This window comes from Pyrolobus fumarii 1A, from assembly GCF_000223395.1.
GTDB classification, from domain to species: Archaea; Thermoproteota; Thermoprotei_A; order Sulfolobales; family Pyrodictiaceae; genus Pyrolobus; species Pyrolobus fumarii.
This window is the reverse complement of sequence record NC_015931.1, coordinates 1006945-1019539: the sequence shown is the minus strand read 5'-3', so window position 1 is coordinate 1019539 and position 12595 is coordinate 1006945. Positions and strand designations below refer to the sequence as shown.

Annotated in this window: 12 protein-coding genes and 1 tRNA gene; 4 read left to right on the top strand and 9 right to left on the bottom strand. The window is 56.3% G+C overall.

The annotated features are described in order from the left end of the window. Positions 1-27: 27 nt before the first annotated feature. The 4 genes from amrS to PYRFU_RS05360 are packed head-to-tail and all read right to left on the bottom strand — an operon-like array spanning position 28 to position 3940. Positions 28-1149: an AmmeMemoRadiSam system radical SAM enzyme gene (amrS, locus tag PYRFU_RS05375; protein WP_014026624.1), complete on the bottom strand. Its 1122-nt coding sequence runs from the start codon at positions 1147-1149 to the stop codon at positions 28-30. A gap of 59 nt (positions 1150-1208) precedes the next feature. Beyond that, the gene (locus PYRFU_RS05370; protein WP_014026623.1) at positions 1209-2519 is read right to left on the bottom strand and encodes a DsbA family protein; all 1311 of its coding nucleotides are present in this window, start codon (positions 2517-2519) and stop codon (positions 1209-1211) included. A gap of 51 nt (positions 2520-2570) precedes the next feature. Then, on the bottom strand, positions 2571-3212 hold the full coding sequence (locus PYRFU_RS05365) for a 30S ribosomal protein S3ae (protein ID WP_014026622.1): 642 nt from the start codon (positions 3210-3212) through the stop codon (positions 2571-2573). Positions 3213-3259: 47 nt separating this feature from the next. Then, a complete protein-coding gene (locus tag PYRFU_RS05360; protein ID WP_014026621.1) occupies positions 3260-3940 on the bottom strand; it encodes a TIGR00296 family protein in 681 nt (226 codons plus the stop codon). A gap of 91 nt (positions 3941-4031) precedes the next feature. Here PYRFU_RS05360 and PYRFU_RS05355 point away from each other — a divergent pair, with 91 nt between their 5' ends. From PYRFU_RS05355 to PYRFU_RS05345, 3 genes are all read left to right on the top strand, one after another. Further along, positions 4032-4520 carry a helix-turn-helix domain-containing protein gene (locus PYRFU_RS05355; RefSeq protein ID WP_014026620.1) on the top strand — a complete coding sequence of 163 codons (489 nt, stop codon included), beginning with the start codon at positions 4032-4034 and terminating at the stop codon, positions 4518-4520. Between the two features lie 47 nt (positions 4521-4567). Beyond that, positions 4568-5911: an RsmB/NOP family class I SAM-dependent RNA methyltransferase gene (locus tag PYRFU_RS05350; RefSeq protein ID WP_014026619.1), complete on the top strand. Its 1344-nt coding sequence runs from the start codon at positions 4568-4570 to the stop codon at positions 5909-5911. A 166-nt stretch (positions 5912-6077) separates the two neighbouring features. Continuing rightward, positions 6078-6809, top strand: coding sequence for a DUF2192 domain-containing protein (locus PYRFU_RS05345; RefSeq protein WP_014026618.1), 732 nt, complete (start codon positions 6078-6080; stop codon positions 6807-6809). Between the two features lie 30 nt (positions 6810-6839). On the opposite strand, the gene PYRFU_RS05340 is transcribed toward PYRFU_RS05345, so the two are convergent. Then, positions 6840-7556 carry an NAD(P)H-dependent oxidoreductase gene (locus tag PYRFU_RS05340; protein WP_014026617.1) on the bottom strand — a complete coding sequence of 239 codons (717 nt, stop codon included), beginning with the start codon at positions 7554-7556 and terminating at the stop codon, positions 6840-6842. Positions 7557-7739: 183 nt separating this feature from the next. After that, on the bottom strand, positions 7740-8750 hold the full coding sequence (locus PYRFU_RS05335; protein ID WP_014026616.1) for an MBL fold metallo-hydrolase: 1011 nt from the start codon (positions 8748-8750) through the stop codon (positions 7740-7742). A gap of 185 nt (positions 8751-8935) precedes the next feature. Between PYRFU_RS05335 and PYRFU_RS05330 the strand changes: the two genes are divergently transcribed. Continuing rightward, the gene (locus tag PYRFU_RS05330; RefSeq protein WP_014026615.1) at positions 8936-9994 is read left to right on the top strand and encodes a hypothetical protein; all 1059 of its coding nucleotides are present in this window, start codon (positions 8936-8938) and stop codon (positions 9992-9994) included. Between the two features lie 9 nt (positions 9995-10003). Here the strand turns inward: PYRFU_RS05330 and PYRFU_RS09970 are convergent, their stop codons facing one another. The 3 genes from PYRFU_RS09970 to PYRFU_RS05315 form a co-directional block, all read right to left on the bottom strand. Next, the gene (locus tag PYRFU_RS09970; RefSeq protein ID WP_244403900.1) at positions 10004-10672 is read right to left on the bottom strand and encodes a creatininase family protein; all 669 of its coding nucleotides are present in this window, start codon (positions 10670-10672) and stop codon (positions 10004-10006) included. Between the two features lie 184 nt (positions 10673-10856). Next, positions 10857-12227 (bottom strand): FAD-dependent oxidoreductase, encoded by a 1371-nt coding sequence (locus PYRFU_RS05320; protein WP_048191672.1) that lies wholly within the window; start codon positions 12225-12227, stop codon positions 10857-10859. A 137-nt stretch (positions 12228-12364) separates the two neighbouring features. Further along, positions 12365-12542 (bottom strand) — tRNA-Tyr (locus tag PYRFU_RS05315). Positions 12543-12595 lie beyond the last annotated feature (53 nt).

Sequence of the window (12595 nt, the reverse complement as noted above, 5' to 3'; positions counted from 1 at the left end):
CCATTACCCTGATGCGAGCGTATGCCGTCACCATAGTAGAGGAGTTATGTGTACTCCGCCGCCGTGGAACCTTCCCCGGATGTTTAGCTTGTAGCCGCATCTTGGGCACCTATTATCCTCCTTGAGTCTCCAAGCGAGTATGTAGAACCCCATTCTCTCAATCACTTTCTCGCCGCAATTCGGACAGTATGTGTGCTCGAGGGGGTGCCCCGGCACGTTACCGATGTACACGTGCTTCAGCCCCTCCTCCATAGCAACTTTTGCAAGTCTCTCTATCGTCTCTACGGGTGTCGGGGACAGCCATGTTATCTTGTAGTCCGGGTGGAAGCGTAGGAGGTGGAATGGCGTTTCGGGGCCTAGGTTCTCCACTATCCACCTTGCGAGTCTCCTTATGTCTTCTTCTTTGTCGCCATACTTTGGTACCACAAGGTTCGTTATCTCTATCCACCATCCCTGCCTCTTCATCTCTAGTATCGCATCATAGATTGGAGACGGGTCCGGCACACCCATGAACTTCTTGTAGAACTCAGGGTTGCCGCCACCCTTGAAATCGACAGTGGCGCCATCCATGAGGTTGCCTAGTTCCCTTATCGCCTCGGGCGTCCAGTAGCCATTCGTCACCATCACGTTGTAGAGACCCTCTTTCTTGGCTAGCTTAGCTACGTCGTACAGATACTCGAAGAAGATGTTCGGCTCGTTATACGTGTAGGCTATTCCATCCGCACCGACAAGCTTAGCTTTCTCCACAACCTCCTCGGGTGGCACGTATTTACCATAGAGGCCCTTCTCTAGCCTCGATTGTGATATCTCCCAGTTCTGGCAGAACTGGCAGAAGAAGTTGCACCCGACAGTCGATATGGAGAGTACACCGCTGCCGGGCTCGAAATGATAGAGTGGCTTCTTCTCAATAGGGTCTAGGTTCATCGCTGTTAGGAGACCATAGACCAGCGTGTAGAGCTTCCCACCGATATTCTTGCGGACACCACAGACACCATACCTGCCCGGCGCTATCGTGCAACGCCTGGCACAGAGGTTACACTTCACGTAGCCTGGTTTATCGGGTAGCGGCTCCCATAGCCTAGCTTCGCGTACATACGGCTTATCCAGGAGAGCGTCGCCCTCCCCCTGTACCGGCTTGGGCGTGGACAAGTTACCTACCAGTAAAAGATGGGAGGGGCATGTAGGGGCTCATATTCGCCTCGTGGGTTTCACTTGCCTAGAGCCTTCTGGGCTAGCCAGTTGACCGTCCTCTCGTAGATCGAGACCGGCTTCACACCCACAAGAATAATGAGCCGCTTGTACCCATCGCTCCATAGGACTACGGTTGGCGTCCCAGTTATGCCTAGCCTCTGGGCGTCATCCGGGTTTATTGATGCGTCACAGTTTGAAACGTTGTACTTCTTTGCGAGCTCCTCTCTGAAGCTGCTGAGCAGCGTTGCGTTGGTAGCATACTTGACCGCTTTGAACGCTTCACGCGCATACTTCACAAACGTCTCTTGGCCGTACTTCTCGTAAACACAGTGACCCATCTGGTGTAGTTTGAACGCGTTCGGGTGCACGATTAGATCCGCGAAGAACAGCTCTAGTCTGCCCTGCTTGGCCGCCGCAACTAGGCTTGGCAGCGTCTCGTTAGCAAACCTAGCTGAGAATGGGCATAGGAAGTCCCAGTATACCACTGCTTTTACGGGCGCCTCAGGCCTGCCATAGGTTATCAGGCCTGTGGTGTTCGGAGGCGTCTCCAGCACCTCTACGCCCTCGGTGACGCCACTGGTTGCTAGTATGTTTGCCAGCTGGCGCATCGCCCAGGGTGCGAGCGTATAGAAGTCACCGCTGAGGTGCACAACTGTGAGCGTGCCCTGCGTCAGGTTATATCTCGACTCTGCTACTATGGCTGGGAGTATCGTTAGGTTCTCAACGGGTATGCCCATGGCCTTTGCTTCTGTGATGTTCAGTATCCTGGTTGCAATAGAGATGTTAGCGGCGAATAGCGCGCGGAAGAGTGGCAACATGCCCGTGAACATATTGGCGAATATCATGCGGTTTAGCTTGCCAGCGGGAGACTCGCCCTCAATGAAGTATATCGTGGCGTTAGCCAGTATGTGCATTGGGAGGCCTTTTATCTGGCCCTGCGCGTCAAGCTTGGTGATTATCTGCAGCACTAGGTCGTAGGGTAGCATTGGTGCACCTTCGGGCCCCCGGACCACGAGGGATAGTATACCGAGTGATTGTAGCCTATTTGTGTTGGCGGTCGGAGCTAGGAGGACAACTGGATAGGCGCGAAACTCTACGTTCAATTTGCTAGCAGGCATCAACTCGACCGTAAGGTTATACTGTCTGAAGAACTTGGCGAGCGCCTCCGCCGCGTTCAGAGTTTTATCGTCATAGATTATGTAGAGGTCTGTGCCCCCACTTCCGCGGGGTGTCACGCCAGCAATCATCCAGCTTAGCATAGGAGCCACGAAAATGAATATCATGAAACCTGCCAGCGCCCACCAGACTGCCTTGTTCCTGCCCGCCAAATCAGGTCGCCACGGAGTGGGGCTTGCAAAACCCGTTGATAACGCTTAGTCTTACCGCTTGAACATCAGCGGGGATACCACGACTGCTGGCTGTGGTTTACCGTCGGGCCCTGGCACCCATAGTAGCTTCGACTTGTATATCTCGACCTTCCTCACTGGATAGATCTTCTTTGCGGCTGCGTGTATCTCGTTGGCGAGCTTGCCGAATAGCATCGCTTGTATCAACTCGTCGAGCGTCATTTCGGATGCACGCTTGGTGATAATCTCACCCATTATCTTGCGTATGGCCTTCTTCTGGCTGGTCTTACACCTGTAGCTCGTGAGGACTACACCCGTTATGCGAAGCCCGTAACCATCCTTGGTCCACACGTTGTAGATGCCCTGGATCTTGCTGCTCTTGCGGCGTATGAGGCTCTTCATGTAGTCTCTTGCTAGCTCGTGACCCTTGAACCTCGTATAGGCCTTAAGGTTCTGCTCATCCACATCTACTATCTGGAAGTAGAGGTGGATGTGGACCTGCGAGAAGTCGCCAGTTATGTCGAAGAGCGTAACCTCCATCACACGGCCGATTAGCTTGAGTGGGTCATCTGCGGGCGTGGTGCCTAGCACAACGCTTCCGAATACGGGCGGTGCTATTACCTCGTACCACTTCTTGAGCCTCCACTTGTCCCTCCCGGAGGCCCTCCTAGACACGCCACCGACCCCGGAGGGGCTCCCCAGCCACCCACCGCCTATATAGGCTAGCCTTGCGCTACACCCAGCCTTCGCCTCAGCTCCTCCCTCAGGTCCCTCTCTTCTATCACCCTGGTCTCTGGGTCCCTCTCCCTCCAAATCCTGCCCGAGAACCTGTAGAACTCTGTCTCCGGGTCGAGCCAACAGCTTGGCTCCATCCCTGCTTTCACGCAAGTCTCGGCGAGGAACGTCTCCTCGTCCCAAAGGTACTCGACGGGAACCTCTGGGAGCAGTAGCCCCTGGAACCACCCGCGACGCGCCACAAGACCATGCCTGCCTATCTCGAAGCTCCTCGGCCTAGACTCCGGGTCGCGCGGCAACTCCTCAAGCGGGCCCAACACGCTAACCTCAAAGGTTACCATGGGCAACTCCTCTCTCCTTAGTGGCGGGAACCTCGGGTCCTCGAACGCCGATTGTAAAGCCACGTCAATCACGGCTTCAACAAGAGGCTTCACAGCCTCAACGTACCCTATGCACCCGCGCAACTCCCTAACCTCGTAGGAGCGGAAGACCTGTATGGTGACGAACGCCGCGCCAGGCCTCCATAGCCGCTCTGGCGTGTCCTCAGGAGGCTCGAGCTTCTTCCCCGTCTCGAAGTAGTACTCGACTGCCCTCCTAGCCAGCCTTACTAGGAATGCGCCCTCCTCGAATCTCAGCTCCTCTGGCCTGACCTGCTCTATCCTAGCCATGGGCTCCCCTCCACGCGACTAGTAGTGTGCAAGCGTGGGTGCCTTAACCCACACCCTGGGAAGTGAATGAGATACCGGGGGCCGTTCTACGTTGCCCGATGAGGGGAAGAACTGCTACGAGATGTCGAAGAAGGAGAGGGACGAGCTAGTGGTAAAGTTGTACAAGGAGGGTGTGCCCATAGACGAGATTGCGAAGCGGGCGTGCATAAACAAGGCCACTATCTACCTCATACTGCGCAGGCATGGAATCGAGCCTATGAGGAAGAGGAGGCGCAGCAAGAAGCTGACGCCCGAGGAGGAGGAGCAGCTCGTACGCGAGTACATGGAGGGTGTCCCGGTGCAACAGCTCCTCGAGAAGTACAACATATCGACTACAAAGCTATACGAGATACTCAAGAAGCATAATGTGCCGCATAGGAGCTCTAGAAGGAGCCACTCGCATCGCAGGGTGACCCCAGACGAGATAGAGGAGATTGAGAAGCTCTACAAGCAGGGTGCCACCGTATACGAGATAGCGAAGAAGCTTGAGAGGCCCGTCTCGACGGTGTACGCTGTGTTGCGACGACTCGGGTTGAAGTAGCGAGATACCCCCGTTGCTACCCGCGTGTACAGCTTGGTGGAGTGATAGTGCCCGTCAAGCTGACGCCAAGGGACATTGAGGCTCTCATAGTGGCTATGAAGAGGGGTGAGGAGTACAAGCCCTGGCAGGTTGCCAAGCGCGAGGTTTTCAGGGAGTACGGGATAGCCGGTACGGTCAAGGACAAGATTTTCACCGCTATGATGTACCGTGCTTGGAGTCTCCAGGGTCTCCTCGACCGCGTTGTCGAGAAGGCTGTCGGCGTTAGCGTGGAGAAGCTAGATGCTTACACGAGGGCCGCTGCAAGGATATACGCATTCCAGAGGCTTATTGCTCACCGTGAGGGCCACGAGGACATAACGGTTTGGATGGAGGAGTTCACACCAAGGATTCTCGCGAAGCTTGGCGGAGACCCGGATATCTTCAAGATGCTTGTGGAGCGTATCGAGGAGGCAAGGACTGCTATAGACCCTCTGGAAGAGCGGCTAATGGTGTCAAGGTTCATCTATGAGCGTGTAGCGTCGTTTATCGGTGAGAATGAGGCCGAGACTCTCTTCCAGTTTGTGAATAGCTGGGTACCGCCGCTCTCGCTCCGTGTTAACACTTTGAAAACTACTGTTGGCAACGTAGTGAAGTGGCTGAGAAGGCTCGGGTACAAGCCTAGGGTCTCTCCTTTTGTCGAGACTGTGGTGAAGATAGAGAGGGGTGAGCTGCGCCCAGAGGTCTTCAAACTCGTGCGTAGAGGGTTTGCCGTGCTACAAGATGACGCCTCGGCCGCTGCCAGTCTCCTACTCGCCCCCAGGCCGGGCGAGACCATCGTCGATTTGTGTGCCGCTCCCGGCGGCAAGACTAGCCATCTCGCCGAGTTAACCAGGCTAAAGTCGCACATCATAGCTTTCGAGCCGTACCCGGACCGCGCCGCCAAGCTGCGCGAGACGCTTGAGCGCGTCGGCGCCGATAGAGTCGTGGACATAGTGATGGGTGATGGCAGGAGAGCGCCAGACATGCTTGGAGAGGAAGTTGCCGATGCTGTACTAGTCGATCCTCCGTGTAGCTCCACGGGCACTATCGCGAAGAACCCGGACGTTAGGTGGAGGCTTAAGCCCGAGGAGCTCGAGAAGATAACTAAGCTTCAAAGGGAGTTGCTGGAAGCCGCCTATAGGATAGTGAAGCCCGGAGGTAGGATACTGTACAGCGTTTGTAGCCTTCTCCGCGAGGAAGGCGAGGATATCATCTCATGGCTTCTTAGCAAGTACCACGGGCGAGTGAAACCCCTTGAACCCAACCCACCCCTCTTCGACCCCAGCCCTCTCCAACCATGGGCGCGGAGAGCATGGCCCCACCGCCACCGTACTAGCGGGTTCTACTACGCACTTCTAGTAAAACAAGCTTGACAGCACAGAGTGGAATACTGCCACGCTCAGCATCCCGATTCGCTCCTAGCACACTAGCGACGCTAGTAGTAGCGTGCCTCGCGGGGCAGCTGCCGGGTAGAAGTAGTATTCCTGTGTATGCTCTCCTCCACTAGACGGGAGAGCCGGGTAGAGAGCATTGAGTGAGGTGCGTGGTGTTCACAAGGTTAGGGTGTCGGCGGCCATCGACATACTCTCTAGATTGCTGAGAGAGCATATCGTGGATAGGGGCACGGCTGCCGAGACGCTGAAAGCGGTATACGATAGGATCGGGATCTTGCCTATCATGGGTGCCGCTACGCCCCCAGACATATACGATAAGGAGCTGGCGACTCTCTATGTAGTTGCGAGGTATGGACTTGGGCTTGACGAGGAGGAGCCAAACTGGTTTCGAGCCCTGTTCTACAAGGAGTTAGCGTATGAGGAAGCAGCACGCCGGATAATGGAGGGCGTAGAGTCGCGCGAGGAGATAGAGAAGATCCTGGGCGAGAGTCTCGACGAGAACCAGGTAGCCCGTATTCTGCGGGTTATCGCGACGAAGGTATTGCTGGGCTACGCTAGCGAGAATGAGTTGATACAGCTGCTGCGTAAGATACCGGAGGTTCTCCCGGAATACGAGAAGGTTGCAAGGAAGTATGCGAGGTTCTATATTGCACTTCGTGTTGCCGAGGCAATAGCGACATCCGAGGTGAAGAATAGAATCGCCAAGGAGGCATTGAAACAAGCTATGGCTGCGCGCATAGGCCTAGAGAAGATAATACCGGATGACGAGTACATCGCGTTGATAGCGCATAGGCTCTTCCACATACCAAAGAAGAGGCTCGCAAAGATACTAAAGCTGGAAGAAGAGAAGAAGGCCAGCACTGCGCAGCAAAAGTAGTAGCCTTACTGAGTGGCCCTTCCTGGGAGGCTACTCGAGCCCCATTGCCTTGCGTCTCTCGGGTAGCTGTCTTGCACGTTCCTCTTCTGCAGTCTTCCTCGCGTACTCCTTGTACCGTTCTAGCTCTACACGCGGGCTGTACCATCCACCCGCGTTCTTCAACAGCCTTGCAGCCTTCACTACAATCTTGCCTATGTTTATGGAGTCCATAACCGCCTGTGTATCGTTGAGAGGTTCGCCTTCACGATGGTGATAGTAGGCTAGTGCCCAAGGTGGTATATGGAACCCCATGCTGTTGAGCACAGCCATCATCCATGCAATGACTTGTATCGCTCCAGTGTCGTTCCCGACAGCAATTACAGCCGCTACCTTCCCCTCAACAATACTACGACCGACATGGTGTATCATGTTCTCGAAGCTAGTCATCCTGTCTATGAGGTTCTTGACCGCCCCGCTGGGCGCGTACCAGTATATCGGCGTTCCTATGATCAAAGCATCTGCCTCAAGTATCTCATTCGCGAGCTTCTCTGTGAAATCGTCGCGTATGACACATGGGTGGCGACAAGCCTTGATATCGTCGCTCACGCAGCCAATACATGGTTTCATGTCAAGATCGTAGAGGTGTACTAGTTTTGTGCGCGCACCCTCCTCCTCAGCCGCCTTCAACGCTATCCTGACCAGCTTCGCGACACCACCATACCTCCTAGGCGAGCCGTTAATACCGAGGACATAGACGTCTCCGCTCATCTCACTTCACCCCGAAGCGGCGGAATACCCAACTCCAAATAACAGCACTTGGAGTTTGTGAGGCACACGTAGAGGCATAGCATTGATTGTATCCTTGGGTCCTGGTGGCGGGAATTCGGATGGAACCTGGATGCCTAGCACTAGGGGCAAAGAGCGTGCACACGCGTTTGTCTCGAGTTTAGGCTATGGCGATGTAACTGCAGGTATGCCTAGATGCCTCCTTATGTAAGAGGCGAATGCCTCGGATGAGCCCTCCCTATACGCGTCGACAACTACCAGCTTTGGCTTGGCCTCTTGCACGTACTCGACTAGCTGGTCGAAGTCTGCATGATCGCTGAGCGATACTATCCAGGTGCGTGTACCTGCCTGCCTGTAGGGACCGCTGAACTCCCACCCGCTTAGTATCACGCGTTGCGCCGTTGGCGGCGCGCCGTTCCTACGGTTCATCATGTGCGTGAAGTAGATGTACCAGCCGTCCCTCATAACCTCCTTGGCCTCCCTACTCTCTGCTAATAGCACCTCACCAACATCAATACCGTGCTTCTTGACTATCAGCGCTATCCTGTACACCTTGCTAGGCGCTATGAACGGTGCGTCAATGCCCTGCTCTCTCAGTATCCTCATGGCCTCCTGGAGCTTACCGTGATACGCGTATATGTAGACTGGGCCCTTCACGAGCAGGTCACGCACAAGGTCGGCAAAGATGTACTCTATCTCCATGCTCCATGGCCGCCTGTGCTCCGGCCTCCCATACGTAGCCTCTATCACGAGCACATCAAGGTCTTTCATGACTGGCGTGCCGGGCTGCTTGAAGTCACCCGTGTAGCCGACGCGAAACCCATCCTCCCACTCGACTAGCACCTGCGCAGCGCCGGGGATGTGGTTAGCAGGTAGTAGCTTGACGCGATACCCCATCAACTCTGTCTCGATGTGGTGCGCTAGGGGTAGCTGCTTGGCCCGAGGTATGCGGTACCCTAGCTCCGGCAGCATCTCTAGCGTCAGGGGCGTCGCTGCTATGAACGGCGTCTCGCGCAGACTCTCCCTCATACCCACAAGGTGATCAACGTGAGCATGTGTGACTATGCGCACCAGCGCGCCAGGCATATGCCCATCCGCTACTATACCCTCGCCGAGTACCACAGCGCCGCTCTCCGCGACGTAGGCTCTCGCTAGGAGCTCGGCAAGGCTAGTCAAGTGGCGCCACCAGCCCTACGCGGCAGGTAGGGTGATACTACTTCCGGGTTAAACCCTGCTAGCCACGCCCAGTGCCCCCCGAAGGTAAAAACGGTCGGAGTGATGGGGGCAGACCGTGGGCTGGCAACGCAACGTTTTATCAATCGCGCAGCTACGCCCCTTAGCATAGAGGAGGAAGAGTGAGCATGCTACTGCCACCTCTCACCTTCGAACCTAGAGTTCCCCGAAGGTTCAAGGAGCTATCCTCGGCCGCGCAGGGTAAGCTAGCCGGGATAACCGGGCTCTTCGACTTCCTCCGCGACATCCTAGTGAAGGCCTCTGGCTTCGGCGAGGAGCCTAAGCCCGTCAGCGAGATCACCGGCGGCATAGTGCGCGTCGAGAAGCTCGGCGAGAAGTACCCACTGCTACACAACTTCAACATCGGCGATATACTGTACTACCTGCGAATCGCCCAGGCGTTTGGCGTGTTAGAGGTCGTAGCGTTCACCGAGACACCGCGTCGTCTCAACGAGGTCGGCGTATCGAGGAGCATCATATCGGATATCGTCGTCTCCACCATAAACGAGCCGACAGCATCATTCGTCTTCAGCTTCTACGTTGGCCTCATGGCGCCAACTCCGGCGCGCTACGCCCTCTTCAAGGGCACAGAGGCTGGTAACATACTCGACCTGGCTAAGAGGGAGGACTTCCGCAAAGGCCTCGTCTATAACACCGTGCTCTCGGCGCAGGTCCTGCTACGCTCAGGCGGCGTGGAAGCCGGGAAGCCGTGGTTCGAGCCCATCTCAGACCTCTCTGGGATAATCGCGTTCCTAGGCACGCTGCAAGTCGCGAAGATAAGGCCAAACCCCAACAAGCTGCTAGGCCTCAGAGTGCTCTCGAAGATCAAGAGGAGGCTCGCTATGCACGAGACGTACGGCGAGTATGTGCTGCCAAGAGGCACCCTGCTACTAGAGTTCGAGAAGCTCGTGACCGGCAGGGATAGGGACGAGAAGGTCGGCGTAGACTACGAGGCTCTCAACGTCGGCATGGCTAAGGACGTCTCCTGGTTCCGCGGCAAGGTATCCTCCAGGACCTACATGGTACTCGAGAGGCTTCTACCAGCGCTCAAAGAGAGATGGGGCGAGATCGAGGAGGTGGTATACAAGACCTTTAACCTAGAGCGCGAAAAGTGGTACAAGATACCAGCATCCCTCGTGGGCGAGGAGACGGGCGAGAAGGAGACCCCCGAGGCCAAACAAGCCTAACCCACGGCCCTAATCCATTCTTTTACCCTCGCATATCGTGCCCGCCACCTTCTTCAACATCCCCCACAGCTTCTCCGCCAAGCCCTTCTCGACACTAGCCTTAACTCTACGACACTCAACGTCACCCTCGTAGGGGTTGCCAAGCCCCTTACACTCACAGACCGGAGGCTCCTCTAGACCCATAAGCTCGGAAGCCAAGCCAGCCTCAACGACATCCATGTGGCCCACGTGCAAGCCTAGGAGCCTCCACCACTCGACAATGTACACCCTTAGCCTAGTCCCCTTCTCGTAGACGAGCCTCTCCACGGCATACCTTAGAGACGCGCTGTTACCACCATGCGCGTTGACGAGAACCAGAGTGTTGAAACCCAGCCTCTCTAGGCTAGCAGCCAGCTCCTCCACAATACGCGCTACCGTGGACCGCCGTATACTCAGCTCCTCATACCCGCTCCACTCGGAACTAGCACCGTAGTACAACGGTGGTAGTAACACAGCACCACCACACACCTCGTTAAGCTCCCTGCACAACCTCGTCGCCATCTCAACAGCGATTACCGAGTCAACACCAAGCGGCGCACTACAATGCCATTCTACACTACCAAGGGGTAATACTGCGATACGTTGCCCTCTTAGCGTTGTTACTCTTAGTGCATACTCCGGGCAGCAAGGACCGCACATCAATAAAGACGCCCGTCTGGACTATCAACGTTATAGTTATCTTGGTTTCCCTCTATACACCGCCAAAAGCTATCCATAGTAAGAAGCCGGATAGTAGGCTAGCTAAGCAGGAGTCGGTTATGTGAGTGCGTTGCTAAGAGCAGTTATGCATCATACAAGCTGGTTGACTTAACACTCGAGTAGCTCACCTCTTGCCTCCTAGGTCGCGTAGCGCTAGCCTAGCCGCTACGATTAGTGGGTCCCAGACTGGGTTCAGTGGTGGCGCGTAGCCCACGTCAACCGTGAATAGATCCCACACGTCGGCGTGCTTGTGAAGAAGGGCTGCAACCACGTTTATCCTCCAGAAGCCGCTCTCATCGCCGCTAAGCGCCTGGGCGCCCAGCAGCCTCCCGCTCGACCTGTCGTATACGAGCTTGAGCGTTACCCACGAACCGCCAGGCATGTATCTGGGCTTTGTACCGGCCTCTACTGTCACGCTCCCCGCGTCGAAGCCGAGTTTCCTCGCCTCCTCGAGCGTCAACCCTGTCTTCGCGATGGTCACCCCGAATACTCTGGCGGCTACCGTGCCTGCAGCCCCCGCGAATCTAGCATCAAGGCCAGCTATGTTGCTGCCAGCCACGTACCCCATCTTGTTCGCGACTTGCGCGAATGGCAGCCATGTTCTCCTGCCGGTCACGATACTCACCGTCTCGGCTACATCACCAACCGCGTAGACACCCTCAACACTCGTCTCCATCCTCTCATTGACCCATACTGCGCCCGTCTCGCCGATGCGGGCACCAAGCTGCTCCGCTAGGGCGGTGTTAGGCCTTCTCCCGACAGCCACGAGCACAACCCTACCCCCGACCTCAGAACCATCCTCGAGGAGCACTCCAGCAGCCCTACCAGACTCCCTCTTGACCGCCGAGACGCCCTTACCCGTCACTACATTCACGCCCTCAACACCGGCTATGATCTTGGTCAGCCTCTCTCCCATATCGGGGTCTAGGATGCCCGGCAGGAGCCACCCGAGTTTCTCGACGATCGTGACCCTAAGCCCCCAGGAGCGGAAAGCCTCCGCCATCTCGACACCGACGAGCCCGCCACCCACAACTACAGCCCCGTCGCCCTCGCGCGTGTTTCTATCCAACCACTCACGGATAGCAATCGCGTCATCCAGATGCCCTATAACGAAGACGCCCTCAGAATCGATACCCTCTATGCCGCGCGGCTTAACCGGATACGCACCAGTCGCAATCACAAGCTTGTCATACTCTAGGCGATACTCTCTACCGTCACCACCCCGAACCCTCACATAACCATCGCCAACCTCAACAACCTCATGCCCAATCCTTACGTCTATGCCGCGCCTCTTCGTAAACTCCTCAAGAGGATAATGCACCAAGTCACCTATCCGACGCACAACACATCCAACATAGTAAGGTGTGCCGCACAACGCGAAGCTAACCCAACGGCTCTTCTCCAGCACAACAACCTCCCAGTCACGCCTCAACCTCCTGACACGACTAGCAGTCGCCATACCAGCCGCGCCGCCACCAACAACAACGACACGCATGCCACCTAACCCGCACTTTGCAACACTCACAACGGGTTAAACGATTGAACGGAGAGGGCAACAGCCCAGCGTACCACACGGGCCATGTAGAGCGGTATGCCGCTGACGAGAGAATAGGTGGGAGGAGCCGAGTTGGGTGGTCCCGCCGCGGGGATTCGAACCCCGGACCTCCCGGTTTCTGCCCGGCCCCGCATCCCCCTTTGCCGCCGCGCCCTCATCCCCGGCGGCTTCTCGCCGCCGGTTGGGCGCGTGGGGGGTTAGGGGGATGCGGGTTCCCCCCTACAGCCGGGCGCTCTACCGCTGAGCTACGGCGGGACCGGACCGCCGTTTGGGATGATGCTCCATTCAACCCTTTATAACCTTGTCGT